The sequence below is a fragment of the Microbacterium sp. RU1D genome, from assembly GCF_900156435.1.
In the GTDB taxonomy this organism is placed as follows: Bacteria; Actinomycetota; Actinomycetes; order Actinomycetales; family Microbacteriaceae; genus Microbacterium.
The window spans coordinates 571,874-598,737 of the sequence record NZ_FTPQ01000003.1 but is presented as its reverse complement, the minus strand read 5'-3'; the positions used below and the strand labels follow the sequence as shown (position 1 = coordinate 598,737).

The window sequence follows — 26,864 nt, the reverse complement described above, 5'->3', positions numbered from 1 at the left end:
AGCGTCACTATCTAGTGTTGGATAGTGTTGCTATCGAGTCAAGGGGGCAATGTGCGCATCTCGGAACTGGCGACGCGGAGCGGCGTCCCCGTCGCCACGATCAAGTACTACCTGCGCGAGAAGCTGCTGCCCGAGGGCGAGCGCTCGTCCCCCACTCAGGCCGCCTACGGCCAGGCGCACGTGCAGAGGCTCGGCGTCATCCGCGCCCTGGTCGACGCGGGGGTCGGTATCGCCGGCGTGCGGAAGGTGGTCGCGGTGCTCGAGGAGCCCCCGGAGAATCCGTACGATCTCCTCGGCGCGGCCAATGCCGCCGTCACCCCGGCGGTGTCGGCCGACCTCGACCTCACCGCGGCGCTCGCGTTGCTGGAGCGCATGGGCGGCTCGGTCGAGGCGTGCTTCCCCGACCAGGTCGCCGCCGTCGCCCACGCCCTCGCCACCCTGGACCGCGCGGGCTTCACGGTGCCCGAGCCGGTAATGGACGCCTACCTCGCGCACCTGGGTGCGCTCGCCGAAGCGGAACTGGCGGCGACGCCCGACACATCGATCGAGGATGCCGTGCGCTACGTCGTACTGGGCACCGCGCTCGTCGAGCCGCTCATCCTGGCGCTGCGTCGCGTCGCCGAGCAGGTCGCGGCATCACGGCGCTTCGGGGCCGGCGGCGCGTAGGCCCGGCGGTGCCGCGGTCCGGCGGCGCTTAATCCCTGCGGTGCCTCGGCCCTGCGGTGCCTCGCCTGGTGGGACTCAGGCCCGCGGGTTGGCGGCGGCCCCGTCGAGCCAGAGCTCGTCGCTGTCGTCGCCGTGCGCGCCGCTCCGGCCGACGTGCGCGTCGCTGATCTTCGGGCCCTTCGTGATCACGTGCACGAGCGCCATCCCGTGCCCACGCCCGAGGTCGTAATCGTCCTTCAGCCACTGCAGGATGGGGCCGGCCTTGGTGCCGGGCCCGAAGCCGCGCTCGTCGGCGAGCGAGAGGAACTGGCGCGGGGTGAGGCCCGTCTTGGTCTCGATGTTGTCGAGGTACGCCTGGAACGACATGACGCGAGGCTAGCGTCGCCGTCCCGGCCGCGTCCATCGAGGAGGCGGTCGAGTCCGCGTCGTGCGCGACGCCCCGGTACGGTCGAAGGATGGCCGTCACCCTCCACCGGGCGCCCGTCGCCGACATCGCCCCGCTCACGCTCTACCGCATCCTGTGGATGCGCGTGAGCGTGTTCGTCGTCGAGCAGGAGGCCGCCTACCCCGAGATCGACGGGCGTGACATCGAGCCGGGCGCCGAGCTGATGTGGGCGAGCGAGGGCGACGACGTGCTCGCGACCCTCCGTCTTCTGCGCGAGCCGTCGAACACGCGTATCGGTCGGGTCGCCACCGCCGCCGCGGCCCGTGGCCGCGGCATCGCCGCCGGCCTCATGCGCGCGGCGGTGTCCCACCTGGATGCCGAGGGCCCCGGCATCCCGATCCTGCTCGACGCGCAAGCGCACCTCGCGTCCTGGTATGGGCGGTTCGGTTTCGTCGTGTCGGGCGATCCGTTCGCCGAAGACGGCATCCCGCACGTGCCGATGCGTCGCGCGACGAGCGTCGCCGAGGCGTGATGCGCCGCGCCCTCCCCGCCGCGGCCCTCGCGCTCGTGTGCATGCTCGTCCTCGCGGGGTGCGATCTGAAGTTCTCGCTCGGCTTCGGCACCGGCTCCGACGGGTCGTTCTCCGGGTCGGAGCTCACGGTCCCCGTGCTCTTTGCGAGCGGTGAGAAGGGCGGGGTGACGAGCCAGCGCATCACGGCCGACTCCGCCGACGGCGGCGACCTGAGCATCGACATCACCGAGAACGACGTCAGCGGCGTCGACCCCGTCACGCAGTCGGCGACATGGACGGCCGTGACCGCGGCGACGCTGCTGACCGGCGCCCGCCCCGACACGGCCTACACGTTCGGCTTCGATGCGCGCATCGCCACCCCCGCGGCGGGGGCCGTCACCGCGGTCGGCGTCCTCGCGCTGTACTACGGCACCGAGGTGCAGCCCGGCGTCGCCTTGACGGGAGGGGTGACCCCGCTCGGCGCCGTGAGTCCGGTGGCGGGACTGCCCGAGCAGGTGTCTGCGGCGATCGAGGCGGGCGGCATCGACACGATCCTGGTTCCCGCGGGCCAACGGACGGCGGTGGATGCCGAGGGCACGGCGGTCGACCTCGACCAACTCGCCGCGACCGGAGGGATGACGATCACCGAGGTCGCCGACATCGCGAGCGCCTACGCCGTGATGACGGGCGAGGACCTCCCGGAAGCCGTCTTTCCCACACCCCCACTCTCCCCGTCGGCCCTGCCCACGGCGGAGGATACGTCGACGGCTCCGCGTGCCGTGACCGCCGCGGTCGACGATGCCCTGGAACGCGCGCGGTCGTCGCTCGACACGGCGCCCGAGAGCACGCTCGCCGATCGGGCGCGCGCGGCGGTCGCGCGCAGCGAGCAACTGCGCGACGAGGGTGATGCGGCCGGCGCGTGGACCGCCGCGTCGACGGCGGCCGACGCCGCGGCCGCTGCTGCCGCCTCCCAGCTCTCCGCGACGGATGCCGCCGCCCTCGCCGAGGCCGCGTCCGGCGACGCCGACACGGTGCTGGGCGAGCTGTCGGTCGCCCCCTCGACGCTCGACGATGCCGACCCGGTGCTCGCGGCCGTCGGCTGGGCGGCCGAGGCCCGCGCCCTCGCCGGTCAGGCGCAGGCGTTCCTCGCGGCCGACGCCGACCCCTCGCTCGCCCCCGCGGGGCTGACCTCTGCCGCCCTGGCATCCTCCGCCGTGCAGACGGCCGAGGCGCTGACGAACCTTCGCTCCGAGATCGCCGGCGCGGGCACTATCGCCTCCGACGCCGACCTCGACGGTCTCGCGTCACTGCTGCGGCGGGCGGCGATCGCCGCGACCGACGCGTACGACGCCCGACGCGGCGACGATCCTGTCGCCGCCGACGATCTGAACGGACTCCGCACCCGCGCCCTCGAGGTGGCGCGCGACGAACTCGGCGCGCGCGCCGACGAAGGGGGACCCTGGGTCTCGCTCGGACTGTCCGCGTCCGCTTTCGTCCGCAGCTCCGCCGCGTTATCGGCGCAGTCAGCCGTGCGGGTGCCCGACGGTGTCGACCCCTCGGATGCCATCGGCCAGCGCATCGCGATCGCCGACGAATACACGGTCCGGGCGGTCGATGCGCTCACGGCGACCGGCGCGACCGTCCCTCTCCTGCGGGGCGCCCTCTCCGACGCGGCGGCCGCCGCGGCATCCGCACCCGTGCCGGGGGCCTCCGGGGCGTTCACGACGCCGTTCCTGCGGGCGCGCGTGCTGGCGTTCGCCGGGGGAGTCCAGCGCGACTGACCCCGCCGGGCTCCCGCCCGACGTGCGCGAACAAAGGTCAGAGATGGATGCCGTTGTCGGGATCGTTCACGCCGACGTTGCGGCCGCGGCTCGACTCGTAGGCGATGAGCCAGCCGACCGAGACGGCGGCGGCGATGACCACACCCAGCCAGACGTTCTGCCACACGAGCCCGAAGAGGATGCCGAGCCCCAGCAGCAGGACGCTCCCGAGAACCCAGTACGTGCGTCCGCGGGGCCAGCCGGTGCCTGATTGCGTCATGCGCCCAGACTAGGCCGCGTCCGCTCGCGGGCCAGGGCGGTTGCGGACTACCCGGGGCGGGCCACACCGCGGCCCGAGCGGTCACGGTCTGCAGCGATCCCCCGGTGGGCACCCGAGACGCTCCGCACAGCGGCCCGGTCGAGCGGGGGCCGTCGAGATCGTGGCGCGATCGGCGGACCCGCGTGGCGGTCACCGGTCGCGATGGTCTTCCGGATGCAGTCGGGGCCCGCGCCGGGGCTCCAGGCCCGATCCGGCGTAGATGAGACGGATCACGCGCTGACGGTGCCCCGCGAAGGGCTCGAGCAACTCGAGCATGCCGTCGTCGTCCGTGCGGTGACCGGTCAGGGCGTACCCCACCTGATGGGCGAGGTGGTAGTCGCCCACACTCACGGCATCCGGATCTCCGAAGGCGCGGATGCGCGTCTCGGCGCTCGTCCAGATGCCGACGCCGCGCAGGCTGATGAAGACGCGGTCGCGCGCTTCGCCGTCGGTCGCCGCACTCGCCGCGCGGACCACGGAGGCGCCGCGCCGCGCGGTCTCGACGATCGTGCGCGACTGTGGAGGTTCGAGGCCGGCGCGGTGCCACGCCCACGACGGCACGTGCCGCCAGCCCTCGATGTCGGGCGGGGCGAACATCGGGCGCGGGGTCGGCCCCGGTGCCCGTTCTCCGTACCAGGTGACGATGCTCCGCCACGCCGAGAAGGCCTGCATGCTGGTGACCTTCTGCTCCATGATGGCGCTCACCAGCGCGTCGAAGACGAGATCGGTGCGTCCGATGCGGAGGTCGGGATGCCGGCGGTGCCACTCCGCGACCGACGGATGCCGTGACGCGTCGAAGTCGTCGGGGTCGTCGTGCGCACCGCACAGGGCGGGGAGTTGGTCGAGTGCCCACGAGGCTCCCGGGCCCCAGGCGGCGGCCCGCACGCCGCCGCCGACGCGCTGCCGGATGGCGAGCGTGGCCACGCCGATCGGTGTGCGGCTGACCCGCCAGACGATGCCGCCGCTCGCCAGAGGGAGGGTCGCGACGTACGTCGGATCGTTGACGCCGTGGCGCTGCGCGGAGATCGCGCGGGCGACGTCGACGGCACGGGCCGGCTGATACTCGGTCTCGAGAGGGCGCTCCAGCGGAGCGACGAGGTCACGAGAAAGGCGCTGCGCGCGTACCCCTGTCGACCTCATGCCGACACCCTACGTCGCATCGCCGACATCGCGGCATCCGCGGTCTCGACCGGCCGCCCCGGGACCGATGTCGGGGTCGTGCCGGGGATGCGATCGCGCCGGTCAGAAGCGGTCGGGCGAGGGGGTGCCGTGTCCGTAGCGGATCGAGACGTCGGCGTGACGGTCGAAGCGGTAGCCGACCCCGCGCACGGTCCGCACGATGTCTTCGTACGCGCCGAGCTTCGCACGCAGGCGTCGCACGTGGACGTCGATGGTGCGCTCGCCGGGGGCGTCCTCGTCGGTGGAGCCCTCCCAGAGCGAGGCGACCAGCTCGGCGCGCTCGATCGTGCGGCCCTCGCGCAGGACGAGGTACTGCAACAGCTCGAACTCCTTGAACGTGAAGGCCGCGGACTCGCCGTCGATGAGCACGCGCTTGCGCGAGATGTCGACGACCACACCGCCGGGGGCGCGGTCCTCTTCGGCCGGCTCGTCCTTGGTGCGGGCGATCGCCGACGGCTCGTGAAGGGCGAGGCGCACCACATCGACGTCGCGACCGCCGGAGCCGACCGGGGCCAGGGCGACGGTCGCGTAGGTCTCGGCGGCGGGGGCCAGCTCGCCCAGGGTGCGGCGGAGGGCCTCGACCAGGGTTCCCAGGCTCACTCCGGCGGCGGCGGCCTTGGCCTCGTCGATGCCGACGTAGAGGGCGAAACCGCGCGGGGCGGTGGCGGGTGCCGGACGCGGAGCGTCGGCGGCCGGGGCAGCGGGGGCGCTCACCGCGGCGGGCCGCGGGGCGGCGGGGCGGGGAGTGGCGGGGACGGTCACGCGCGAGGCCTGGGGGCGGCTGGCGGAAGCGGTCAGAGGGCGGTCGAGAACAGCGGAGATCGACATGGGAGAAGTCCTTGGGTGGGTGAACCCGAGCGTGTCAGAGAGCGGGGTTCGACGGGAGGTGGGGGCCGAATGGCCGGAGCGCGGTGCCGAAGGGCGCGTGATCGACGCGGTCCCGAGGCGACCGGGGGACGAGGTCGGCGTTCAGAAGCACGAGATCGTCCGGGCGAGGGGTCGCTGTTAGCGGCACATTCGACAACACATGACAGCGCGGCCGGGCATCATCATGCCGGCAGTCCTGTTCGCCTCCCGGGCGGACAGAGAACGCGCAGTCACAGTCATGGGGGCGATTATTACCTACCGAGTCCAAGAACGTCAAATCCGTACCGCTGTCGCGATCGCATGGCAATCTGCGTCGTTCTACGGGCAATTCAGGGGCCGCGGTGATTCATTCTGCTCGGAAAGATCCCTCGGCTCAGGAGCGGCGTACTCTCTCGACATGGTCGATCTGAGCTTCGCCGACGACAAGACGGCATCCCGATTCACCCTCCATCGCGGGGACGACCTCGTCTCCGTCCTCGACTACCGCGACGACGGACGCACGATCGCCCTGACCCGTGCCTTCACCATCCCGACCTTCCGTGGGCACGGCTACGCCGCTGCGATCACTGAGCGCGCGGTGGACGCCATCGAAGCCGCGGGGGACCGCGAGGTCATCCCCGTCTGCTGGTACGTCGGGGAATGGTTCGACGCTCACCCGGAGCGAGCGGGAGTGCTGCAGGCGCGTCCTACCAGCTGACCGGTCCGCCCTCTATGCGCGTGGTCCGCGAGCGTCAACCCCTGCCGCGCGGCTGTCCGCGCCGACCAAGCTGGAACCCTCGAAAGGGGGAGTCATGAACGACGACCGCGATCTACCCGAAGGCGTCATCGACGCCGACCCGCCCGGAGGCTGGGAGAGCGGCGCTGTCGCCGACGCCGAGACCGCCGAGCGGAATGAGAGCGCCAAGGGCTCGCCGCGTCTGAACGACGCCGCGCCCTCGGATCCCATCGAAGGCGACGCCGCCAGTCACGGCATCGACCCCGACCTGAGCACGGAGGACTGATATGACGGACCACACTCGCGCCCCCGAGCCCGGCGAAGGCCCCGACGGCGGGGCAGGGGCGGCGGACTCCGTCGGCGGAGCGCTGCACGAGGATCGAAAGACCACGCGCCCCGACGAGCAGTCCGAGCCGGCGATGGACACCCACCCCACCGATGACGAGGCCCGCATCCAGGGCGTCGTCGTGCAGACGCGCGCCGACGTCGGCGGCAAGGGCGAGGAGCGCATCGCCGACGTGCTGCGCCAGCGTTTCACCGAGGTCGGGCTCGACCTCGGCGACGACCGCATCCGCGCTCTCGCAGCGGAGATCTCGGGCGCCTGACGACTCTCACGAACGCCCCGCCCCGGTTCCGGGTGCGGGGCGTTCGTGTGTGAACCGGCGGCCGCACCGACGCATCCGTGTACACCGGTCGCTACCCTGGCCGCGCATCGACGGGGTCTTTCCCGGCCGGGCCGGGGGCGGAGGCGGCACGTGCACGTCCACACCGTCGCGGGCGGGCGTTGCGGCGAGCCGATGTCGGAGGTGCGACGTACCGTGGCTGCATGCGGATCCTGCACACCTCCGACTGGCACATCGGGCGCACCTTCCACGGGCACTCGACGCTCGACGCCCTGAGCACGGTGCTCACCGCGCTCGTCGACCAGGTGCGCGAGCACGCCGTCGACGTGGTGATCGTCGCCGGTGACGTGTTCGATTCAGCCGCCCCGTCCGCAGCCTGCTATCCGGTACTCACACGCACCCTGGCCTCCCTCGCCGAGGTCGGCGCGAAGGTCGTCGTCACCAGCGGCAATCACGACTCGGCCGCGCGACTCGGCTTCCAGTCCGCGTTGCTGCGCGACGAGATCACCGTGATCACCGACCCCGCCACGGTGGGCTCGCCGGTCACCCTCGTCGACGAGCACGGCCCCGTCCACGTCTACGGAATCCCGTACCTCGAGCCCGCGATCGTCCGTCATCTGTGGACGGGGATCGAATTGCGCAGTCAGGCGCAGACGATGGCCCACGCTTTCGAGCTCGTCCGTGCCGACATGGTCGAGCGCGGTGGTCGCGCCGTGGTGGCGGCGCATTGCTTCGCCGCCGGGGTCGATTCCACTCCGGGCGTCGAGCGCGAGATCCGCCAGGGCGGTCTGGACGTCGTGCCGCTGCCGACCTTCGACGGCCCCGATTATGTGGCGCTCGGGCACATCCACGGGCGGCAGCAGCTGTCCGACCGTGTCCGTTACGCGGGCGCACCGCTGCACTACAGCTTCGGCGAGGCCGGCAAGCCGCGAGGATCGTGGCTCGTCGACCTCGACGCCGATGGTCTCGCCGCCGTGACGTGGCTGGATCTCCCCGTCCCGCGGCCGCTCACGACCCTGCGCGCACCGCTCGACGATCTGCTCGGTGCCGAACGGTTCGCCGGGCTCGACGAGCACTGGGTGCGCGCCGAGTACACCGACGCCACCCCGCAGCCCGACCCCATGCGCCGTCTGCAGGAACGCTTCCCCTGGTGCGCCACCGTGGTGCATCTCCCCGAGAACACCCGGGACGACGACGCCGTGGGATACGCCCAGCGCGTACGAGCAGCGCGCGACGACGGCGAGGTCATCGACGCGTTCCTCGTCCACGTGCGAGAGGGCGAGGCGGCCTCGGATGCCGAACGTCTCCTGATCCGCGAGGTGCTCGACGCGCGTCGGGTCGCGGAGGCCCGGTCGTGAAGCTGCACCGCCTCGAACTCGAGGGGTTCGGTCCCTTCCTCGAGACGCAGATCGTCGACTTCGACTCCTTCGCGGCCGACGGCATCTTCCTCATCACGGGGCGCACGGGCGCGGGGAAGTCGAGCGTCCTCGACGGTGTCTGCTACGCCCTGTACGGCGGAGTCCCGCGCTACGACGGCGCGGAACGCCGGCTGCGCAGCGACCACTGCGCGCCGGACGACCCGACGCGGGTCACGCTCGAGTTCAGCGCGGTCGGCGAGCGGTGGCGCATCACGCGGTCCCCGGAGTTCGAGCGACCCAAGCGGCGAGGCGGGGGAACTACCAAGGAGCCGCACCGCGCCCTGCTCGAAGTGCGGGCCGCCGAGGGGTGGACCGGTGTCGCCGCGCGACCCGTCGACGTCGCCGCGCGCCTCGACGAGATCCTCGGTCTCACACAGCAGCAGTTCCTGCAGGTGATCCTGTTGGCGCAGAACCGGTTCTCCCGCTTTTTGCACGCCAAGAACGACGAGCGGCTGGGTCTGTTACGCACACTCTTCGGCACGCGCACCTTCGAGCAGTACGCCACCGAGCTCGACGACCGCCGCAAGCGCGCGCACGACGCGCTGGCGGCCGAGGGCGTGGAGGTGACGACACTGCTCGACGAGGCCGAACGTCTCGCCGACGAGCTCACCGCCGCCGACGGCCGCGCTGCCGACGACGTGGACGAGGAGGCGGGCACCGGTTCCGGCTCCTCGTCGGCGGCGGATCGTCTCGCCCGGGTCGTGCGCGCGGTCGAACGCGCCGAGTATCGCGTCGAGATCCTCGCAGGCGAGCGCGGAGCAGCCGACGCCCGGCTCGATGCCGCGCTGCTCGCGGAACGCGAGGCGACCGCTCTGCGCGATCGCCAGGACGAGCGGCGACGTGTCCGCGAGCGCCTCGAGGCGCTCGAGGGCGACGACGAGCGGGTCCGTTTGCTCCGCATCGAGTCCGTGCGAGCGGCGGAGGCGGAGGTGCTGCGTCCGACCCTCGAAGCGGGTGCAGCGACGGCCGCTGCCGTCGTCGAGGCGCGCGGGCGTGCGAGCGCGGCCTTCGACGCGGCACGCGCGATCGGCGAACCGGCGGACGTCGTCGAGAACGGAGCCGCCGAGGCGGGCGATCGCGCCGCCCCCTCCGGGGCCGAGGAGGCTGCCGAGGAGCGCATCGTCGCGGCCCTGGCCGACGACGCCCTGGCGCAGCGCGCCGACGAACTCACCGCGTCGCTCTCGCGGGGAGAGGCGGCGCTGGCCGCAGAGGGGGAGCTGCGCGATCTCGGCAGCGAGATCGAGAGGCTTCACGCGCGAGTGACGACGGCCGAGACGGAACGGGACACCCTTCTCTCCGGCCGCGCCGACGTCCCGGCGATGTTGGCCGCTCTCGAAGAGCGTCTCGCCGTTCTGGCCGACGGCGCGGCCCGTCGCGACGCGGCGTTGACGACGCGCGACGAGATCCGCCACCGGCTGGACGCCGCGCGGGAGGCGGACCGCCTGCTCGAGGCGCGGGACCAGGCCGACCTCGCTTCGCTCGTCCGTTCCGACGCGCTCCAGCGAGCGGTCGAGGTATGGACCACGCTTCTGCGTCGGCGACTGGAGGGCGCCGCCGTCGAACTCGCGCACGACCTCATCGACGGACAACCGTGCGCGGTGTGCGGTTCGCCGGAGCACCCGCGTCCGGCGCACGGGGACGCGGAACCCGTGTCCGACGACGAGCTGGCGGCCGCCGAAGAGCGCAAGAACCTCGCCGCGGAGGAGGACCGCCTCGCGTCCGACGCGGCACGGGTGGCGCGCGACGCCCACGCGCTCGCCGCGGCCCGGGCCGGTGGAGAAGACGTTCAGACGCTGACGGCCCGCCTGACGGCGGCCGAGCAGACGGTGTCCGAGGCGACCGCCGATGCGGCGGAACACGAACGCGTGCGGGCGGAGCGCACGGCCGCGGCCGACCTCGACCAGAAGATCGCTCGTCGCCTCGATGGCCTGGGCGACGAACTCGCGGCCTCGCGCCAGGAGCTGGCCCTCGCGCGCCAGCGAGCCGAAGGTCTGGAGCGGGTTGTCGTCGACGCGCGGGGGCCGTTCGATACGGTCGACGCGCGGCAGCGCGACCTCCGAACGCGTCGAGACGCTGTCCGCGAGCTCCGCGAGGCGCGCACCGACCTGGCCCGCGCGCTGGACGCGCGACAGGCGGCCGACCGCGCTCTCGATGCGCTGATCGCCGACAGTGTGTTCCCCGACGCAGCATCCGTCGCGGCCGCGCTCCGTCCCGACGCCGAACGACGCCGGATCGACGCCCTCGTCGCCGAGCACACCGCGGCTGTGGCCTCCACGAGACAGCGGCTCCTCGATCTCGAACTGCAGCTGGTGGGCACGGTCGACGAGCCCCTCGACCTCGTGCCTTTCGTCGCCGAGGTCGCTGCCGCGCGAGCCGCCGTGCAGGCGGCCGCCGCATCGCACGCGGCGGCACGGGCGCTCGCCGAGCGCCTCCGGGCGCTCGCCCAGCGCGCCGACGCCGCCCACGCCTCGGTCGCCGCGCTGGCCGAGGAGCACGCCGTCATCGCGCGTCTCGCCGACACGGTCGCGGGACGCGCGCCCAACACCCGTCGGATGACGCTGGAGACCTTCGTGCTGGCGGCCGAGCTCGAAGAGATCGTCGCCGCCGCCAACCTGCGCCTCGGCGACATGTCCTCGGGGCGATACCGCCTGCAGCACACCGATGCGCTCGCCGCGCGCGGGGCGGCGAGCGGCTTGGGGCTCGAGATCATGGACGCGTTCACCGGTCAGTGCCGGCCGCCCCAGTCGCTGTCCGGGGGAGAGACCTTCCTCACCTCGCTCGCCCTGGCACTGGGACTGGCCGAGGTGGTCACCGCCCGGGCGGGCGGCATCCATCTCGACACCCTCTTCATCGACGAGGGCTTCGGCTCCCTCGACGACGACACCCTCGACCTCGCGATGCGAACTCTCGACGAACTTCGTCAGGGCGGGCGCACGGTGGGGGTCATCAGCCACGTCGCCTCGATGAAGGACCAACTGCCGGCGCAGTTGCACGTGTCGGCGACACCGCGCGGGCCCAGCGTCATCCGCCATGATCACGGGCTGGCGCCGGTCTGAGAAGAGTCGTCGGCACGGCCGTCTAGGCTGAGCGCATGCGCAAGAGCACCCTCTGGACCGTTCTCGGCGTCATCGCCGCCGTGATCATCGCCTGGGTGGTCGTGAACGTGCTGTTCTCGCTCATCGCGTTCGTCTTCCGCCTCGTCGCCGTCGCGGTGGTCGCCGTCATCGTGTTCTTCGTGCTCCGCGCCGTCTTCTCGCGGCGCGACGTCGACTGAGGCGCCCGCGGGGTACGCGACCGCCGCTCGCGCACGTCGGGGCCGTTCCGTGCGTCAGCCTTCGACCGCCCGCCAGGTCGCGTCAGAGCGCCGACTCACGACCGCCCGCCAGGCCGGCACATGGCTGACCGGTATGCCGCCATCTCTGCCTGTCAGCCCGGTAGCTGACTGCCCGTTGCATCGCTTCGGTCCATCAGGCATCGTCGATGCGCCCCTTCCGCGCGTCGCGCCGGCCCGGTAGCGCCGCGTCCCTGCGGCGCAACCCCGCCCGCGGTGTCGGAGGTCGGGAGTAGCGTCCACGGCGATGTCCGATAAACCGCCTGCCCCCGCAGAGACCGCCCACCCCATCACGCGCGATATCGTGCTGTCGCCCACGCACCGGTGGAGGGCCTACTGGGTCGCCGTCGCGGTGGCCGCACTCACGATCCTCGACCTGACGAAGGTCAACGTCGCGTTGCCGTCGATCGAGGCCGCGCTCAACGCGGGTCCCACCGAACTGCAGCTCGTCGTCTCGGGCTACATCCTCACCTTCGGGCTGGTGCTGGTGCCGGCCGGACGCCTGGGCGACCTCCGTTCGCGCCGGGTGCTGTTCCTCGTGGGACTCTCCCTGTTCCTGGTGACGAGCCTCGCGTGCGCGCTGGCGCCGAACACGACCGTCCTGCTCATCGCCCGTCTGCTGCAGGGCGTGGCCGCCGGCATCCAGATGCCCCAGGTGCTCGGGCTGGTGCAGCAGCTATTTCAGGGCAAAGAACGCGGACGCGCCTTCGGCCTCTTCGGCGCCACGATCGGCATCGCGACCGCCTTCGGTCCGACCCTCGGCGGTCTGCTCATCGCCGTGGGCGGTGACACGGACGGATGGCGGTTGATCTTCTGGATCAACATCCCCCTCGTCGCCATCGTCATCGCTCTGGCGGCGTGGCTCCTACCGAACACGAGGGAGAAGTCGCGGCGACGGCTCGACCTCGATCCTGTCGGGGTGCTGCTGTTCGCGCTGACGATCCTCGCGCTGATGTGGCCGTTCCTGTTCACGACGGGCAGCCCCGACGACGATCCGAACAGGTGGTGGCTGCTCGTGGCATCCGTGGTCTTCGCGGCGGCCTTCGTGTTCTGGGAGCGCCGGTACGCCGACCGCGGACGGATGCCCCTGATGCCGTTCTCGATCTTCTCGCTGTCGTCCTATCGCAACGGCGTGCTGATCTCGACGGCGTACTTCTCGGCCGTGCCGGCGATGTTCCTGCTCGGCACGCTGTTCCTGCAGGGCGGTCTGGGCCTCGCACCCGTCTTCGCGGGGATGGTCACGATCGGTTTCGCCGTCGTGTCGGCGTGGAGTTCCTGGCTCGGAGGCAACCTCGTCACCCGTCTCGGTCGTCCGCTCGTGGTGTGGGGGATCCTCGGGATGGTGGCCACCGCCGGCGGGCTCGTGCTCGTGGCGCTGTTCACCGCTCCCGAGTGGACGCCGTGGGCGATGGCCGCGGTCATGGTGGTCGGCGGGTTCGCCGGTGGCCTCGTCATCTCGCCGAATCAGACCCTCACCCTCGCCGACATCCCGGTCCGCAGCGGTGGGGTCGCCGGATCGATCGGGCAGCTCGGCCAGCGCATCGGCACGGCCGTGGGCACGGCGATTGCCCTGGCCCTGTTCTATGCGACCGTGTACCGCGAGCAAGGGAGCGTCGACGACACCGTCGTGCTGTACCACGACGCCTACGCGTCGGGGATGATCACCGTCGGCGTCTTCCTCGGCCTCGCGCTCATCGTCGGGGTGGCCGACCTCGCCGGGCGAGCGCGTTCCGGGTCGCAGACGCCCTGAGGACGCGGGCCGGCCAAACGGCCGTACCGGTCAGACGCCGTAGCGCGCGCGGAACTCGGCGCGCAACTCGTGGCTGCAGCGCTCGACGACGTCATCCCACAGCTCGGTCGCGCCATCCTGTGCGCGATCGGACACGGCACGAAGGATGCGGATGGGGACGCCGAACTGCTGGGCGACCCAGATCAGCGCGTACGACTCCATGTCGACCAGGCTGGCGCCCAGCTCGCGGATGAGCCGCACGGCCTCGGCGTCGTCGACGAAGTGGTCGCCCGTGGCGATGACGAGTCCGTCGTGCCCCGTCTGCACCCGCGTGGGCAGGAAAACGTGCTCGCCGAAGGTCCCGTCCAGGCCCTTCACGTCGTGCTGGATGGCGCCGGAGAGGTCGTAGATGCCTCCCTCGACCGCATCGTCGATCGCGCCGGCCGTTCCGACGACGATGATCTCCTCGTACTCGCCGGTCGACAGGGCGCGCGTCAGGGCGTAGGCGGCCGGGACCTTGCCCACTCCCGTAAGGAGACGTTCGAAGCCGGGGATGTCGTCTTCGAAGGCGACCAATTCGGATGCGTGGGCGGCGACCAGGAGTTTCACCCTTTCATTCTCCCCCGGGATGTCGGGGGAGAAATCACGCCCGCGAGCCACAGGTCCTGTGCCCGCTCGACGGGCCTCGCAACCCGTGCCCCGCTCGCACGGGGCACGGGGGAGCGCTCAGCCCTGCGCTGCGTCGGAGACCGCCGAGAGGTGCGCGATCTCCTCGGGCGTCAGCTCCAGCGACGCGCTGGCGAGAAGGTCGGCGACCTGCGACACCTTCGACGCGCTCGCGATGGGGGCGGCGACCGTCGGCTGCGCGCGCAGCCACGCGAGCGCGGTCGTGGCGATCGACGCCCCGTGGGCGGTGCCGATCTCTTCGAGGGCGTCGATCAGGGCGAGGCCGGCGGGGGTCGCCAGCTTCGCCGCCCCTTCCGCACGCGGCGAGTCGCCCGTGTCATCCGCGCTGCGGTACTTGCCCGTGAGGAAGCCGCTGGCGAGGGCGTAGTACGGAACGAGCGACATGCCGTACTGCTCGGCGACCGGGACGATGTCGCGCTCGACCTCGGTGCGGTGCACGAGGTTGTAGTGCGGCTGTACGGCGACCGGAAGATCGGCGCCGGCGGCCTCGGCGAGGGAAATCCACTCGCGGATGCGCGCGGCCGTGTAGTTCGACACCGCGACGTAGCGCACGAGACCATCGCTGACGAGGTCGGCGAATGCCGCGACGGTCTCTTCGAGAGGCGTCCGCTCATCGTCGAAGTGCGCGTAGTACAGATCGATGGTGTCGACGCCGAGGCGCGTGAGCGAGGCTTCGGCAGCGGCGCGGACGTTTTTCGCGGACAAGCCCCGGAAGTCGGGGTGCTGGCTCACCTTGGTGGCCACGACGACGTTCTCCGGCTTGCGCGAGGCGAGCCACTCGCCGATGAGGGTCTCGCTCTCCCCACCCGAGTTGCCCGGCACCCAGGCGCTGTAGGCGTCGGCGGTGTCGATGAAGTTCCCCCCTCCCGCGTGGAAGGCGTCGAGCACCTCGAACGAGGCGTCGCGATCGGCCGTCCAGCCGAAGACGTTGCCGCCGAGCGAGAGGGGGAGGATGTCGAGGTCGCTGCGTCCGATGCGCGTCATGATGCCCTTTCTGCAGAGGTCGAGTGACCTGGAGGACAACAGCGCGTGCTCCCGCGCATTCCCGCGACGCGCGCCCGCGCGACTTTCCCCGACGCGCGCCCGAGCCCATTCACGCGGCGCCGCGGCCGAGGGCTTTCCCCGGCGCGCGCCCGAGCGCATTCCCCGCCGCGCTGCGGCCGAGGAGCTTTTGCGACGCGCGGGTCAGCTTCCGCCGGACAGGATGCCGATGAGTCCGCTGATCAGGAGCCACAGGCCGATGCCGGCTCCGGCGATCCAGATGACGACGGTTCCGGCGGGGTACTTCTTCTTGCCGTCGCCGGAGGGACCCTCGGGCGCGCTCACGAGCGCACCATCATCACGATCGAGACGATGAGCACGGCGAGACCTCCGATGACGGCGATGGCGGCGATGATCGGTCCGCCCCCGGCGAGGAACGCGGCCACGCCGAGGGCGAGGAACAGCACGGCCAGCACGATGCCGCCGATCTGGTACACCCGGTACCGCCGATCGACGTCTGTCGTCTTCTGATCGCTCACGCTGTCCCCCTCCCCCCCCAGGCTACCGAAAAGCTGTGCGGATCCTGAGCCGATCGGGCCCACCCCGGCTTCCCCCGGCGTAGCGTATGCGCATGGTGCGTCCCGTTCCCGATCCCGTCCGCCCCGGCCAGGAGTCCGTGTGGGACTACCCGCGGCCGCCTCGCGTCGAGCGGGTGCGCAAACGCGCGCAGATCGACTTCGGCGGCGTGCGGATCGCCGACACCGATGACGTGGTGCGCGTGCTCGAGACCAGCCACCCGCCGGTCTACTACCTGCCCATCGCGGCGTTCGGCGATGCGCTGACCCTCGGTGAGGGAGCGTCGTTCTGCGAGTTCAAGGGCGGCGCACGCTACTTCGACGTCCGCGGCGGCGGGGGAGCGCTGGCCCCGCGCGCCGCGTGGAACTACCCGCACCCGATGCCGGGGTACGAGATCCTCCACGACCGGGTCGCCGTCTACGCCGGGCCGATGGACCGGTGCATCCTGGGCGGCGAGGTCGTGCAGCCGCAGCCGGGCGGCTTCTACGGCGGCTGGGTGACCAGTGACCTGGCTGGCCCGTTCAAGGGCGTTCCGGGATCGATGGGCTGGTGAGCCGGCTTCGCGTCAATCGTCGGTGAAGGCCCGGGGGACGGCCGCGTGCAGCTCCGCCAGCCATGCCCGGGCGTTCCCATCGGAGGGTGCCCGCCAGTCTCCGCGCGGCGAGAGCGATCCCGCGGGTGACACCTTCGGTCCGTTCGGGATCGCGGAGCGCTTGAACTGCGCGAATCCGAAGAAACGCGTCAGGAAGACCTCGAGCCATTTCGCGACGGTGACGAGGTCGTACGACGGTCGCTCACCCTCGGGATAGCCCGGAGGCCAGGACCCGGCATCCGGATCGGACCAGGCGTGCGCGGCGAGGAAGGCGATCTTCGAGGGGCGGAAGCCGAAGCGCATCACGTGGTACAGCGTGAAGTCGTGCAGGTTGTAGGGGCCGATGCGGTCCTCGGTGGACTGCATGCGGCCGTCCTGGCCGGCGGGCACGAGCTCGGGACTGATCTCGGTGTCGAGCACCGCCTGCAGCACCGTGACCGTCTCGGCGCTCAACTCGCCCGAGCCGATGACCCAGCGGATGACGTGCTGGATGAGGGTCTTCGGCACTCCGGGGTTCACGGAGTAGTGGCTCATCTGGTCGCCGACGCCGTAGGTCGACCATCCGAGCGCGATCTCGGAGAGGTCGCCCGTGCCGACGACGATGCCGCCGTGCATGTTCGCCAGGCGGAACAGGTAGTCGGTGCGCAGACCCGCCTGCACGTTCTCGAAGGTCACGTCGTGCACCGGTTCACCCGCGGCGAAGGGATGCCCCATGCGCGAGAGCATCTCGGATGCCGCCGGGCGGATGTCGATCTCCTCGATCGTCGCTCCGACGGCCTCGGCGAGGGCGATCGCGTTCTTCTTCGTCTTGTCGCTGGTCGCGAATCCCGGCAGCGTGTAGGCGAGGATGTCGCTGCGCGGACGACCCATGCGATCCATGGCGCGGGCGATGACGAGCAGCGCGTGGGTGGAGTCCAAACCGCCACTCACGCCGAGCACGGGGCGGGGCCGGCCGATCGCCTCGAGACGTTGCACCAGACCTGACACCTGGATGTTGAAGGCCTCGTAGCAGTCCTGGGCCAGGCGCGCGGGGTCGTCGGGGACGAACGGGAAGCGGTCGAGGGCGCGCCGCAGCCCGATGTCGGTCGTGGGCGGTACCAGCTCGAACGGAATGGTACGGAAGACCGGGTTCACCGTGCGCCGGTTGTCGTCGAAGGTGCCCTGTCGGAGGCGGTCCTGACGCAAGCGGTCGAGATCGACGTCGGCGACGCTGCGGCGGGGGCCGTCGGGGAAGCGCTCGGTCGTGGCCAGCAGTTGCCCGCCCTCGTAGATCATGGTCTGGCCGTCCCACGACACGTCGTTGGTCGACTCGCCCTGGCCGGCCGCCGCGTAGACGTATGCGGCGAGGCAGCGCAGAGACTGCGACTGCGACAGGAGCGTGCGGTCGTCGGCCCGGCCGATCGTGATGGGGCTGCCGGAGAGGTTGGCGAGGACGGTCGCCCCGGCCAGAGCCGCGGCCGACGACGGGGGCACCGGGACCCACACGTCCTCGCACACCTCGGCGTGCACGGTCAGTCCCGGCACATCGACCGCCTCGAACAGCAGGTCGGGGCCGAACGGGGCGCTCCGACCGGCGACCGAGATGACCTGTCCCGCCTGGTCGTCGCCGCGCGCATACCAGCGATGCTCGTAGAACTCGCGATACGTCGGCAGGTACGACTTCGGCGCCACGCCGAGGACCCGTCCGCGGTGGACGACCACGGCGCAGTTGAACAGGCGGTTGCCGTGGCGCAGCGGTGCCCCCACGAGCAGGACGGGGAGCAGATCGGCTGAGGCCGCGACGAGCCGGTCGAGGGCTGCCTCGACGGCGTCGAGCAGCGGATCCTGCATCACGAGATCGTCGATCGCGTACCCGGTGAGGCACAGCTCGGGGAAGACGGCGACGGCGACGCCCTCATCGTGACAGGCCCGGGCGGAGGCCAGCACGGCGTCGACGTTGGTGGCGGGGTCCGCCACCGCGACGGGGATCGTGCAGGCGGCGACGCGCGCGAACCCGTGCCGGTACACGCTCTCGAACGGCAGATCGGTGATCACGCCACCAGTCTGTCAGGCCCGTCCGACAGCGTGTCAGCGGGCTTGCATCACGGAGCCGCCTGTGGATGCCGGTGACCCGATGTCGGAGGTCGCGATTAGCGTGGGACACCATGCGGTACATCGAGCAAGACGGTCGGGTCGTCTGGAGCGCCAGCGATCTCAAGGCGGCGGCCGAGTGCGAGTTCGCCTGGCTGCGGGCCATCGACGCGAAGCTCGGGCGGATTGCCCCCGTCGACGACCCGGAAGACGCCACGCTCGAACGCGCCGCGCGTCTCGGCACCGCCCATGAACTCCGCGTCCTCGACGACTACCGCGCCCGCTTCGGCGACGCGGTGCGCGAGATCCCCGCCGCCCGTTCGTCCGACGCTGCGGCTCTCGCCGAGGCGGTGCGCCTCACCGACGCGGCCCTCGCCGACCCCACCGCCGAGGTCGTCTATCAGGCCGCCTTCTCGACCGCCGAGTTCGTCGGCTTCGCCGACTTCCTCGTGCGCTCCGACGGGAGGGATGCCGACGGCATCCGTCCGTGGATCGTGCAGGACACCAAGCTCGCGCGTCGGGCGCGCGTCACGGCTCTCATGCAGCTGGCGGCCTACGTCGATCAGCTCGACCGCCTGGGGGTGCCGCGATCCGACGAGGTGCAGCTGCTGCTCGGCGACGGCACGACGAGCACGCACCGGGTCGACGACCTGCTCCCGGTGTTCGCGTTGCGTCGCGCGCGTCTGCGCGCGCTGATCGCTGATCGCGACATCGCGCGCGGGGTCGAGGGCGAGGTGATCGCCTGGGGCGACCGGCGAGGCGATCTCGACATCGTCGCGTGCGGCCGCTGCGCCACATGCGAGCTCGAGGTGGTCGCCCAGCGCGATCTGCTGCTCGTGGCGGGCATGCGTCCGGTGCAGCGCGAGCGCCTGCGCGCGGCCGGCATGTCGACCATCGACGACCTGGCCCTCGCGACCCAGGCGCCGCCCGCCATGAGCGCCGACACGTTCACCTCGTTGCGCACACAGGCGCGGTTGCAGCTCGAGAGCCCGGCGGGCGTGCCCGGCGACGAGGTTTTCCTCCACGCCGTCCCGACGTTCGAGGTGGTCGCGCCGAAGTCGCTCGGCGTGCTGCCCCGGCCCGATCACGGCGACCTGTTCTTCGACTTCGAGGGCGACCCGCTCTACACCGAGGGCGCCGGCGAGCAGTGGGGCATCGACTACCTGTTCGGCTGGATCGACAGCCGCGAGACCTACGGCGCCCTCTGGGCTCACACGTTCGACGAAGAACGCGTGGCCCTCGAGCGGTTCCTCGACATGGTCGCCCTTCGTCGTCAGCAGTACCCGGGCATGCACATCTACCACTACGCCCCCTACGAACCGACGCATCTGCTGACGATGGCGGCCCGCTACGGCGTGCGCGAGGCCGACGTCGACCGGCTCCTGCGCGACGGCGTCTTCGTCGACCTGTATCCGGTGGTCCGCCGCGCGCTGCGCGTGGGGTCGCGGTCGTACTCCATCAAGAAGCTCGAGCCGCTCTACATGGGTGACGAGGTGCGCACGAGCGACGTCCAGCGCGGCGACGATTCCATCGTCAAGTACGTCGAGGCGCGGGCTCTGGCCGCCGATGGCGACGCTGCGGGCGCCCAGCGCGTGCTCGACGACCTCGCCGACTACAACCGCTACGACTGCGTCTCCACCCGGCGCCTGCGCGACTGGCTGGTCGATCGTGCGCGCGAGACCGGCGCCGTGCCCTCCCGCAGCGCCGAGCCCGACGAGCAGGCGTACGAGCCCTCGCCGCGCGCGACGGCATTGCAGCGGTGGGCTGCCGACGCGTCCGAGCCCGACGCCACCGCGCTGCGGCTCGCGGCCGCCGCGATCGATTACTACCCGCGCGAAGAGAAGACCTACTGGGCCACCCACTTCCTGCGCCTGCGCGAGCCGTTGTCGGTGTGGGAGGAGACGCGCGACGTGATCGTCGTCGACGCGGCGCGCTCGCGGGTGGTGGCCGAGTGGCACATCGCGGAGTCGGGGCGCGGCTCCGAGAGGCGCTTGGTCGAGCTGCGCGGCGAGCTCGCCCCCGGCACACGGGTGAGTCCGGATGCCGAGCCCTTCGCCGTCTACGACCTCCCGGCGCCGTTCCCGCTCGAGACGCGCCCGCGTTGGATTCACGGTGCCCGTCGCGTCACCGTGCGAGAGGTCCTCGACGACGGCGTGGTCATCGAGGAGATCGCGGCCGACGGCGTCACGTGGGACGAGCTTCCGCTCGCCCTCACCCCGCCCGCCCCGCCGAGGGCGGGCAATCAGCAGAAGGCGATCGACGCGTGGGCCGATGCAGTGCTCGCCGCCGCGCCGCGCATCCCCGACGGACCCGCGGCCGACATCCTGCGCCGAGTACCCCCGCGCACCCTGTCCGGTGCCCTCGCCCCGGTGACGGCGCTCGCGGGGATCGACGGCGACGACGAGGTCACGGCGATCGCCCGCAGCGTCGCCGACCTCGACCACAGCTACCTCGCGGTGCAGGGTCCCCCCGGCACGGGCAAGACCTACGTCGGATCGCACGTCATCGCGCGGCTGGTCGCCGAACGCGGCTTCCGAGTGGGAGTGGTCGCTCAATCGCACGCGACGATCGAGCACATGCTCGACCGGGTGATCGCGGCGGGCGTCCCGGCATCCCGAGTCGGCAAGGCGCCGAAAGATCCGGGTGCCACTCACGCGTTCACGGTGCTCCCCAAGAACGGCGTCGCCGCCTTCACCGCCGAGAACGCCGAGCACGGCTTCGTCGTCGGCGGCACGGCCTGGGATTTCAGCCACGAGGCGCGCATCCCTCGCGGCAGTCTCGACCTGCTGGTCATCGACGAAGCGGGGCAGTTCTCGCTGGCCTCGACCATCGCGGTGTCCCTCGCGGCGACCCGTCTGCTCCTGCTCGGCGACCCCCAACAGCTCCCGCAGGTGAGTCAGGGAACGCATCCCGAGCCCGTCGACACGTCGGCGCTCGGCTGGATCATCGACGGGGCCGAGGTTGTTCCCGCCGAGTTGGGGTACTTCCTCGCGCGCACCCGCCGTATGCACCCCGCGGTCGCGGAGCCGGTCTCGCGCCTGTCGTACGAGGGGCGCCTCGCGGCGCATCCGTCCACGGCGCTCCGCCGGCTCGACGGTATCGACCCGGGCGTCCACGTGCGTCCGGTGCCGCACCGGGGCAACGCCACGGCGTCCCATGAAGAGGCCGACGAGGTCGTGCGCATCGTGGCCGACCTCGTTGGTCGCGAATGGATCGGCGCCGAGGGGGGAGCCGGCGATTCCGCGACGATCGAGCCACCGCGAGTACTCCGCCCCGACGACATCATCGTCATCACGCCCTACAACGCCCAGCAGGTCGCCGTCGAGGAGGCCCTGGCGGCGGCGGGCTACGGCGAGGTGCCCGTCGGAACCGTCGACCGGTTCCAGGGGAAGGAGGCGGTCGTCGCGATCCTCACCCTGGCGGCGTCATCCGGTCGGGACGCGCCGCGCGGCCTCGAGTTCCTGCTGCTGCGTAACCGCATCAACGTCGCGATCTCGCGCGCGATGCAGGCGGCCTACGTGGTGTCGTCGCCCGCATTGCTGGACGACCTCCCGCGTACGCCGGAGGGGGTCGCGCGCCTCAGCGCGTTCGCGCGGCTGGTGGGCGCCGACGCCTGACGCCGAAGGGCGGCGTCAGGCCGTTCCGTAGAGGCGGTCGCCCGCGTCGCCGAGTCCGGGCACGATGTACCCCTTCTCGTTCAGTCGCTCGTCGACGGCGCCGAGAACGAGCGTCACGTCGTGACCCTCCACCTGCTTCTCGATCGCGGCGACACCCTCGGGGGCGCCGAGCAGGCAGATCGCGGTGACGTCCTGCGCGCCGCGCGCGAACAAGAACTTGATGGCCGCGCCGAGCGACCCGCCCGTGGCGAGCATCGGGTCGAGGACGAAGCACTGGCGGTCGCTGAGATCGTCGGGCAGACGCTCGGCGTACGTGGTGGGCTCGAAGGTCTCCTCATCGCGCACCATGCCCAGGAAGCCGACCTCGGCGGTGGGGAGGAGCTTGACCATGCCCTCGAGCATGCCGAGACCCGCGCGCAGAATCGGGACGACGATCGGGCGCGGCTCGCTGATCTTGACCCCCATCGTGGTGGTGACGGGCGTCTGGATCTCGATGGGGTCGACGCGGACGTTCCGGGTCGCCTCGTAGGCGAGGAGCGTCACGAGCTCTTCCGTCAGCTGGCGGAACACCGGCGACGACGTCTGCACGTCACGCAGCACCGTGAGCTTGTGGGTGATGAGGGGGTGGTCGGCGACGTGGACACGCATAGGCTCAAGGCTAACCGCTTCCCCCGCGCGCCTCAGCCCTCGTTCTCCGGAGCCCCCGTGACGCCCACCGATCGCGACCTCGCCGCGATGCGTCGCGCCTTCGCGCTCGCCGACGCCGCGCAGGGCGACGGCGACGTGCCGGTGGGTGCCGTGGTCCTCGACGCGGAGGGCGCCGTCATCGGGGAGGGCCGCAACCTCCGCGAGGTCACGCACGACCCCACCGCGCACGCCGAGATCATGGCACTTCGCGAAGCGGCATCCCGGATCGGCTCCTGGCACCTCGCCGACTGCACGCTCGTGGTGACGCTGGAGCCCTGCGTCATGTGCGCCGGGGCGATCCTGCAGGCCCGCGTGCCCCGCGTGGTGTTCGGATCGTGGGATGCCAAGGCGGGTGCCGCCGGATCGATGTACGACGTCTTGCGCGATCGGCGCCTGCCGCATCGCGTCGAGGTCGTCGGCGGCGTGGAGGAGGAGCGGGCGGCCGCGCAGCTGCGCGCGTTCTTCGAGGGTCGTCGCTGAGCAGCGCCCCGCGCCCCGGCGCCCCGCGCCCCGGCGCCCCGCGCCGCGGCGTCACCGCCCGGCGCCCCGGCGTCAGCGCCCAACGCCCAGCGCCCCGTCCTCAGCGACCCGCGCCCCGCCGCGCGCTTCGACGGCTCAGCGCCCCACCCCCGCAGCCTCACGGCCCCGGTCCTGGCGTCAGCGCCCAGCGCCGTCGCGGCCTCACGGTCCAGGTCCCGCGCCCAAAGCCCAGCGCCCGCGCCCTAAGCCCAGCGCCCAGCGTCCGCTCCCGTAACCGCCCGCCGCCCGCCGCGCCCCGGCCGTCCCGCGCCCGACGGCCGTCAGCGCGGCAGCAGAGGCAGGACCCCGGCACCGACCAGATCGGCTTGCTCGACATCGCGAAGGTCCATGAGCTGGAAGTACACGCGTTCAGCGCCCAGAGCCTGAAGGCGTTCCACCTTCTCGGCGATCTGCTCCGGCGTCCCAATGAGGTTGGCGCCGTTGTCGAACTGCTCGCGCGATTGGCCGATGGCTTCCGCGCGACGCGCGATCTCGGCATCGTCGCGGCCGACGATCGTGGGGAGCGCGACCGAGAGCTTGAGGGTGGCCGGGTCGCGGTCGATGGCCTCGCACGCGGCGCGGACGACGGCGAACTTCTCTGCGACGACGTCCTCGGGCACGAAGCCGATGTTGAACTCGGTCGCGTAGCGCGCGGCCAGCGCGGGGGTGCGCTTCGGTCCTCCGCCTCCGACGATGACGGGCACGCGGGCCTGAACGGGCTTCGGCAGGGCGGGGGCCTCGTCGAGCCGGTAGTGCGCGCCCTCGAAGCTGAAGGTCTCGGCATCCGGGGTGTGCCAGAGGCCCGTCACGACCTGCAGCTGCTCCTCGAGGAGGTCGAACCGCTTGGGCGGGAACGGGATGCCGTAGGCCGCGTGCTCGCGTTCGAACCATCCCGTGCCGAGGCCGAGCTCGGCGCGACCGCCCGACATGGCGTCGACCTGGGCGACCTGGATCGCCAGGATCGAGGGCACGCGATAGGTGACCGAGGAGACGAGGGTGCCGAGCCGGATGCGGGAGGTCTCCCTGGCGAGGCCCGCGAGGGTCGTCCAGGCGTCGGTGGGGCCGGGGCGGGGGTCGCCCTCGCCCATGCGGAGGTAGTGGTCGGACCGGAAGAAGCCGTCGAGGCCGTGCCGCTCGGCCGATTGCGCGAAGGCGAGCTGGTCGTCGTAGGTGAAGCCCTGCTGGGGCTCGGTGAACAGGCAGTACTCCACGGGAGCCTCCGGGGGTCGAGGGATCGAGGTGACGGGGTCAATCGGCCGAGCGCAAGATGATCGCCTCGGTGGGCGGCGCGGGGTCGGCCGGGCGACCGACGTAGCCGATGTGGGTGAGCAGAGCGCGGCGGAACTGCGCCGGACGCTCGAGGTGCACGGAGTGCCCGGCGCCCTCGACGGCGACCTCGGTCACCTCGCCGCCCTTCTCGGCGTACGCCGCGAGCACGTCCCGGGTCTGCGAGACCATCGGCTGGGCCGGCGCGACGTCTTCACCGGGCCACCCGGGCACGACGCCGAGGGCACCGAGGTGGTTGAGGTCGTAGAACGAGGCGTCCGAGACGATCGCGTCGGCGGTGCCGTGGATCCAGAGGATGGGCGGCTGGGGGTCGAGGTCGACGATGCCCGAGACGTCGAAGTACTTCGGCGCCATCGTGTTGAGCACGCCGATCGTCCCGGGCGCGAACCCGGGCCAGGTGTCGGTGGTCACCGTGTCGCCGGGGTAGTTTCCCCCGGCGGTGGAGGTCGTGAGCATCGACTCGACCCACACGTCCTCGTGCTCGCTCGTGTAGCCGGGGGCGACGTAACCCGAGCGGAACACCGAGCGCGGCGACGTGGGCGCGTCGGCCGTGGTGTCGTGATCGATCAACCGCTGAACGAAGTCGGGGTTGGCGCCGCCCGCGCCGGTTCCCGCGTCATCGCCGTTCAGCCGCGAGCCGTCGCGCCGGGTGCCGCCGAAGCCGTAGGGCGAGACGGGGGCCTGGAGCGTGAGCGACCGCACGGGGTGGTCGAGCGCGTACTGCATCACGACGCCGCCGCCCATCGACCAGCCGACGAGGTGCGCCTCCGGGATGCCGAGCGCCTGCAGGGTCGCGAAGAGATCGTCGCTGAAGTCGCGGACGCCGCGGGTGGCGTCGATGGGGGAGTGCTCGGTGCGTCCGAAGCCGCGTAGGTCGACCGCGAGCACCCGGAGGTCGCTCGGCAGGTCCTGCATGATCTCCTGCCAGAACAGCGACGACGACACGTTGCCGTGCACGAAGACCACGGTGTGGTCGGGCGTCGTCGCCGGGTCGTCGCCGACCCGCTCGAGCACGTTGACACCCAGCCGGTCGGTCTCGACCAGGCGTGCGCTGATGCCGTCGAAGAGAGTCATGCAGGTCCTCCGTGTCACTCGGCGGTGCTCCGGTACACCGGGTTCCGATGCTAACGCCCGCCCCTTCCACCCGCACTCAGGCTTGCCCCCGCGCGACGGGGGTGATTCGTAGACTGAGGTCCATGACGGATGCCACCACCTCGCTGCCCCCGATCGCGATCCTCGGTGCCGGTTCGATGGGCGGAGCGATCCTCCGCGGCCTCGTCGCCGCAGGACTCGCCGACGGCGGGGTGACCGCCACCAATCGCTCGATCGCGAAGGCCGCGGAGCTCGCCGAGCTCGACGGCGTGACCAGCGTGGCCCTCGAAGCCAATCCCCGCGGCAACACCGAGGCGGTCGCGCAGGCCGACATCGTCCTGGTCGGGGTCAAGCCCGCCATGGTGCCCGACCTGCTCGACGAGATCGCGCCGCACCTGCGCCGCGGGGCGATCGTGGTGAGCCTGGCCGCGGGGGTCACCCTCGCCACCTTCGCGCGCCACCTCGGCGACGAGGTCGCGACCCTGCGGTCGATGCCGAACACTCCGTCCCTCGTCGGCAAGGGCGTGACGGGCCTGGCTGCGGGACCCGCGGCATCCGCCGACGACGTCGCCCTCGTGCGGGCGCTGTTCGAGACCGTGGGCGCGGTGCTCGAGGTCCCCGAGTCGCAGATCGACGCGCTCTCCACCATCTCGGGGTCGGGCCCGGCGTACGTCTTCCTGCTCGTGGAGGAGTTCACGAAGGCCGCCGTGCGGATGGGCTTCGACGACGACCAGGCGCGGCTGCTCGCCGAGCAGACGTTCATCGGCGCCACCACGCTCATGGACGCCTCCGATGTCGACCCCGCCGAGCTGCGTCGCCGCGTCACCAGCCCCAAGGGCACGACCGAGCGCGCCGTCGCGGTCCTGCAGGCGGCCCACCTCGACGACACGTTCACCGCGGGCGCCGAGGCGGCGCTGGCTCGGGCGAAGGAACTCGCAGCCGGGAGCTGGCATGCGCCTGCGCTTCACGGGATCGATCTGGTACTGGCGCGGCCCCGCGCCGTACCACTTCGTCACCGTGCCACCGCGCGAGGCGGCGATGATCGCTGACGTCTCGCGGCTCGTCACCTACGGCTGGGGCATGATCCCGGCATCCGTCACCGTCGGCGGCACGCAGGTCACCACCGCGCTGTGGCCGAAGGACGGCGGCTACGTGGTCCCGATCAAGAAGGCGCTCCAGGATGCCGAGGCGCTCGGCGTCGACGACGAGATCGAGGTCGTGCTCGACATCGACGCGTGACGGCGGTCTCTCGG

The 26,864-nt window shown here is 71.9% G+C and carries 27 protein-coding genes; 15 read left to right on the top strand and 12 right to left on the bottom strand.

Going from position 1 to position 26,864, the window contains the following annotated elements:
* The first annotated feature begins 51 nt into the window (after positions 1 to 51).
* On the top strand, positions 52 to 666 hold the full coding sequence (locus tag B0B15_RS15080) for a MerR family transcriptional regulator (RefSeq protein WP_076677453.1): 615 nt from the start codon (positions 52 to 54) through the stop codon (positions 664 to 666).
* Between the two features lie 75 nt (positions 667 to 741).
* Here the strand turns inward: B0B15_RS15080 and B0B15_RS15075 are convergent, their stop codons facing one another.
* Positions 742 to 1,032: a DUF4287 domain-containing protein gene (locus tag B0B15_RS15075; protein ID WP_076677451.1), complete on the bottom strand. Its 291-nt coding sequence runs from the start codon at positions 1,030 to 1,032 to the stop codon at positions 742 to 744.
* Positions 1,033 to 1,121: 89 nt separating this feature from the next.
* Between B0B15_RS15075 and B0B15_RS15070 the strand changes: the two genes are divergently transcribed.
* Both B0B15_RS15070 and B0B15_RS15065 read left to right on the top strand, forming a co-directional pair.
* Complete coding sequence (locus B0B15_RS15070) at positions 1,122 to 1,583, top strand: GNAT family N-acetyltransferase (protein ID WP_076677449.1); 462 nt, start codon at positions 1,122 to 1,124, stop codon at positions 1,581 to 1,583.
* Positions 1,583 to 3,343: a S16 family serine protease gene (locus B0B15_RS15065; protein ID WP_076677447.1), complete on the top strand. Its 1,761-nt coding sequence runs from the start codon at positions 1,583 to 1,585 to the stop codon at positions 3,341 to 3,343. Before B0B15_RS15070 ends, B0B15_RS15065 begins: the two co-directional genes overlap by 1 nt.
* 37 nt (positions 3,344 to 3,380) lie before the next feature.
* On the opposite strand, the gene B0B15_RS15060 is transcribed toward B0B15_RS15065, so the two are convergent.
* From B0B15_RS15060 to B0B15_RS15050, 3 genes are all read right to left on the bottom strand, one after another.
* The gene (locus B0B15_RS15060) at positions 3,381 to 3,602 is read right to left on the bottom strand and encodes a hypothetical protein (protein ID WP_076677445.1); all 222 of its coding nucleotides are present in this window, start codon (positions 3,600 to 3,602) and stop codon (positions 3,381 to 3,383) included.
* Between the two features lie 189 nt (positions 3,603 to 3,791).
* The gene (locus B0B15_RS15055; protein WP_076677444.1) at positions 3,792 to 4,781 is read right to left on the bottom strand and encodes a DNA-3-methyladenine glycosylase family protein; all 990 of its coding nucleotides are present in this window, start codon (positions 4,779 to 4,781) and stop codon (positions 3,792 to 3,794) included.
* A gap of 102 nt (positions 4,782 to 4,883) precedes the next feature.
* Complete coding sequence (locus B0B15_RS15050; RefSeq protein ID WP_083709075.1) at positions 4,884 to 5,648, bottom strand: winged helix-turn-helix domain-containing protein; 765 nt, start codon at positions 5,646 to 5,648, stop codon at positions 4,884 to 4,886.
* Positions 5,649 to 6,084: 436 nt separating this feature from the next.
* Here B0B15_RS15050 and B0B15_RS15045 point away from each other — a divergent pair, with 436 nt between their 5' ends.
* The 7 genes from B0B15_RS15045 to B0B15_RS15015 all read left to right on the top strand — a co-directional run bounded on the left by B0B15_RS15045 (position 6,085) and on the right by B0B15_RS15015 (position 13,524).
* Positions 6,085 to 6,384: a GNAT family N-acetyltransferase gene (locus tag B0B15_RS15045; protein WP_076677442.1), complete on the top strand. Its 300-nt coding sequence runs from the start codon at positions 6,085 to 6,087 to the stop codon at positions 6,382 to 6,384.
* Between the two features lie 94 nt (positions 6,385 to 6,478).
* Complete coding sequence (locus tag B0B15_RS15040; protein ID WP_076677440.1) at positions 6,479 to 6,688, top strand: hypothetical protein; 210 nt, start codon at positions 6,479 to 6,481, stop codon at positions 6,686 to 6,688.
* A 1-nt stretch (position 6,689) separates the two neighbouring features.
* Entirely contained in the window at positions 6,690 to 7,007 is a 318-nt protein-coding gene (locus B0B15_RS16080) for a hypothetical protein (RefSeq protein ID WP_083709074.1), read from the top strand.
* A gap of 221 nt (positions 7,008 to 7,228) precedes the next feature.
* Positions 7,229 to 8,383, top strand: coding sequence for an exonuclease SbcCD subunit D (locus B0B15_RS15030; RefSeq protein WP_076677438.1), 1,155 nt, complete (start codon positions 7,229 to 7,231; stop codon positions 8,381 to 8,383).
* On the top strand, positions 8,380 to 11,499 hold the full coding sequence (locus B0B15_RS15025; protein WP_076677436.1) for an AAA family ATPase: 3,120 nt from the start codon (positions 8,380 to 8,382) through the stop codon (positions 11,497 to 11,499). The genes B0B15_RS15030 and B0B15_RS15025 overlap by 4 nt, the downstream gene beginning before the upstream one ends.
* Positions 11,500 to 11,534: 35 nt before the next feature.
* Positions 11,535 to 11,717: a hypothetical protein gene (locus tag B0B15_RS15020; RefSeq protein ID WP_076677434.1), complete on the top strand. Its 183-nt coding sequence runs from the start codon at positions 11,535 to 11,537 to the stop codon at positions 11,715 to 11,717.
* A gap of 304 nt (positions 11,718 to 12,021) precedes the next feature.
* Positions 12,022 to 13,524, top strand: a complete 1,503-nt coding sequence (locus tag B0B15_RS15015) for an MFS transporter (protein WP_083709073.1) — start codon at positions 12,022 to 12,024, stop codon at positions 13,522 to 13,524.
* Positions 13,525 to 13,554: 30 nt separating this feature from the next.
* Here the strand turns inward: B0B15_RS15015 and B0B15_RS15010 are convergent, their stop codons facing one another.
* The 4 genes from B0B15_RS15010 to B0B15_RS16330 all read right to left on the bottom strand — a co-directional run bounded on the left by B0B15_RS15010 (position 13,555) and on the right by B0B15_RS16330 (position 15,710).
* On the bottom strand, positions 13,555 to 14,112 hold the full coding sequence (locus tag B0B15_RS15010; RefSeq protein WP_076677432.1) for a phosphorylase family protein: 558 nt from the start codon (positions 14,110 to 14,112) through the stop codon (positions 13,555 to 13,557).
* Between the two features lie 117 nt (positions 14,113 to 14,229).
* Complete coding sequence (locus tag B0B15_RS15005) at positions 14,230 to 15,174, bottom strand: aldo/keto reductase (protein ID WP_076677429.1); 945 nt, start codon at positions 15,172 to 15,174, stop codon at positions 14,230 to 14,232.
* A 201-nt stretch (positions 15,175 to 15,375) separates the two neighbouring features.
* Entirely contained in the window at positions 15,376 to 15,516 is a 141-nt protein-coding gene (locus B0B15_RS16585; RefSeq protein ID WP_176776639.1) for a hypothetical protein, read from the bottom strand.
* Positions 15,513 to 15,710: a hypothetical protein gene (locus B0B15_RS16330; protein ID WP_091366497.1), complete on the bottom strand. Its 198-nt coding sequence runs from the start codon at positions 15,708 to 15,710 to the stop codon at positions 15,513 to 15,515. The genes B0B15_RS16585 and B0B15_RS16330 overlap by 4 nt, the downstream gene beginning before the upstream one ends.
* A 92-nt stretch (positions 15,711 to 15,802) precedes the next feature.
* Here B0B15_RS16330 and B0B15_RS15000 point away from each other — a divergent pair, with 92 nt between their 5' ends.
* Positions 15,803 to 16,300, top strand: coding sequence for a DUF427 domain-containing protein (locus tag B0B15_RS15000; RefSeq protein WP_076677756.1), 498 nt, complete (start codon positions 15,803 to 15,805; stop codon positions 16,298 to 16,300).
* 12 nt (positions 16,301 to 16,312) lie between these two features.
* Here B0B15_RS15000 and B0B15_RS14995 read toward each other — a convergent pair whose 3' ends face one another.
* Positions 16,313 to 18,373, bottom strand: a complete 2,061-nt coding sequence (locus tag B0B15_RS14995; RefSeq protein WP_076677427.1) for an NAD(+) synthase — start codon at positions 18,371 to 18,373, stop codon at positions 16,313 to 16,315.
* 110 nt (positions 18,374 to 18,483) lie between these two features.
* Between B0B15_RS14995 and B0B15_RS14990 the strand changes: the two genes are divergently transcribed.
* Complete coding sequence (locus B0B15_RS14990) at positions 18,484 to 22,026, top strand: TM0106 family RecB-like putative nuclease (RefSeq protein WP_076677425.1); 3,543 nt, start codon at positions 18,484 to 18,486, stop codon at positions 22,024 to 22,026.
* 15 nt (positions 22,027 to 22,041) lie between these two features.
* Here the strand turns inward: B0B15_RS14990 and upp are convergent, their stop codons facing one another.
* Positions 22,042 to 22,674 (bottom strand): uracil phosphoribosyltransferase, encoded by a 633-nt coding sequence (upp, locus tag B0B15_RS14985; protein WP_076677423.1) that lies wholly within the window; start codon positions 22,672 to 22,674, stop codon positions 22,042 to 22,044.
* An 87-nt stretch (positions 22,675 to 22,761) separates the two neighbouring features.
* Between upp and tadA the strand changes: the two genes are divergently transcribed.
* On the top strand, positions 22,762 to 23,193 hold the full coding sequence (gene tadA, locus B0B15_RS14980; RefSeq protein WP_076677754.1) for a tRNA adenosine(34) deaminase TadA: 432 nt from the start codon (positions 22,762 to 22,764) through the stop codon (positions 23,191 to 23,193).
* A gap of 320 nt (positions 23,194 to 23,513) precedes the next feature.
* On the opposite strand, the gene B0B15_RS14975 is transcribed toward tadA, so the two are convergent.
* Positions 23,514 to 24,443: an LLM class F420-dependent oxidoreductase gene (locus tag B0B15_RS14975; protein ID WP_076677421.1), complete on the bottom strand. Its 930-nt coding sequence runs from the start codon at positions 24,441 to 24,443 to the stop codon at positions 23,514 to 23,516.
* A gap of 37 nt (positions 24,444 to 24,480) precedes the next feature.
* On the bottom strand, positions 24,481 to 25,593 hold the full coding sequence (locus B0B15_RS14970) for an alpha/beta fold hydrolase (protein ID WP_076677419.1): 1,113 nt from the start codon (positions 25,591 to 25,593) through the stop codon (positions 24,481 to 24,483).
* 122 nt (positions 25,594 to 25,715) lie between these two features.
* Here B0B15_RS14970 and proC point away from each other — a divergent pair, with 122 nt between their 5' ends.
* Together proC and B0B15_RS14960 are read left to right on the top strand one after the other, a co-directional pair.
* Positions 25,716 to 26,660 (top strand): pyrroline-5-carboxylate reductase, encoded by a 945-nt coding sequence (gene proC / locus B0B15_RS14965; RefSeq protein WP_076677417.1) that lies wholly within the window; start codon positions 25,716 to 25,718, stop codon positions 26,658 to 26,660.
* Positions 26,563 to 26,850, top strand: a complete 288-nt coding sequence (locus B0B15_RS14960; RefSeq protein WP_076677415.1) for a DUF1905 domain-containing protein — start codon at positions 26,563 to 26,565, stop codon at positions 26,848 to 26,850. Before proC ends, B0B15_RS14960 begins: the two co-directional genes overlap by 98 nt.
* Positions 26,851 to 26,864 lie beyond the last annotated feature (14 nt).

What these genes read in the sequence shown, in the direction of transcription:
- B0B15_RS15075 (WP_076677451.1), bottom strand. Translation starts at nt 1,032, where the DNA reads ATGTCGTTCCAGGCGTACCTCGACAACATCGAGACCAAGACGGGCCTC.
- B0B15_RS15070 (WP_076677449.1), top strand. Translation starts at nt 1,122, where the DNA reads ATGGCCGTCACCCTCCACCGGGCGCCCGTCGCCGACATCGCCCCGCTC.
- B0B15_RS15065 (WP_076677447.1), top strand. Translation starts at nt 1,583, where the DNA reads ATGCGCCGCGCCCTCCCCGCCGCGGCCCTCGCGCTCGTGTGCATGCTC.
- B0B15_RS15060 (WP_076677445.1), bottom strand. Translation starts at nt 3,602, where the DNA reads ATGACGCAATCAGGCACCGGCTGGCCCCGCGGACGCACGTACTGGGTT.
- B0B15_RS15055 (WP_076677444.1), bottom strand. Translation starts at nt 4,781, where the DNA reads ATGAGGTCGACAGGGGTACGCGCGCAGCGCCTTTCTCGTGACCTCGTC.
- B0B15_RS15050 (WP_083709075.1), bottom strand. Translation starts at nt 5,648, where the DNA reads ATGTCGATCTCCGCTGTTCTCGACCGCCCTCTGACCGCTTCCGCCAGC.
- B0B15_RS15045 (WP_076677442.1), top strand. Translation starts at nt 6,085, where the DNA reads ATGGTCGATCTGAGCTTCGCCGACGACAAGACGGCATCCCGATTCACC.
- B0B15_RS15040 (WP_076677440.1), top strand. Translation starts at nt 6,479, where the DNA reads ATGAACGACGACCGCGATCTACCCGAAGGCGTCATCGACGCCGACCCG.
- B0B15_RS16080 (WP_083709074.1), top strand. Translation starts at nt 6,690, where the DNA reads ATGACGGACCACACTCGCGCCCCCGAGCCCGGCGAAGGCCCCGACGGC.
- B0B15_RS15030 (WP_076677438.1), top strand. Translation starts at nt 7,229, where the DNA reads ATGCGGATCCTGCACACCTCCGACTGGCACATCGGGCGCACCTTCCAC.
- B0B15_RS15020 (WP_076677434.1), top strand. Translation starts at nt 11,535, where the DNA reads ATGCGCAAGAGCACCCTCTGGACCGTTCTCGGCGTCATCGCCGCCGTG.
- B0B15_RS15015 (WP_083709073.1), top strand. Translation starts at nt 12,022, where the DNA reads ATGTCCGATAAACCGCCTGCCCCCGCAGAGACCGCCCACCCCATCACG.
- B0B15_RS15005 (WP_076677429.1), bottom strand. Translation starts at nt 15,174, where the DNA reads ATGACGCGCATCGGACGCAGCGACCTCGACATCCTCCCCCTCTCGCTC.
- B0B15_RS15000 (WP_076677756.1), top strand. Translation starts at nt 15,803, where the DNA reads ATGGTGCGTCCCGTTCCCGATCCCGTCCGCCCCGGCCAGGAGTCCGTG.
- B0B15_RS14990 (WP_076677425.1), top strand. Translation starts at nt 18,484, where the DNA reads ATGCGGTACATCGAGCAAGACGGTCGGGTCGTCTGGAGCGCCAGCGAT.
- upp (WP_076677423.1), bottom strand. Translation starts at nt 22,674, where the DNA reads ATGCGTGTCCACGTCGCCGACCACCCCCTCATCACCCACAAGCTCACG.
- tadA (WP_076677754.1), top strand. Translation starts at nt 22,762, where the DNA reads ATGCGTCGCGCCTTCGCGCTCGCCGACGCCGCGCAGGGCGACGGCGAC.
- B0B15_RS14970 (WP_076677419.1), bottom strand. Translation starts at nt 25,593, where the DNA reads ATGACTCTCTTCGACGGCATCAGCGCACGCCTGGTCGAGACCGACCGG.
- proC (WP_076677417.1), top strand. Translation starts at nt 25,716, where the DNA reads ATGACGGATGCCACCACCTCGCTGCCCCCGATCGCGATCCTCGGTGCC.
- B0B15_RS14960 (WP_076677415.1), top strand. Translation starts at nt 26,563, where the DNA reads ATGCGCCTGCGCTTCACGGGATCGATCTGGTACTGGCGCGGCCCCGCG.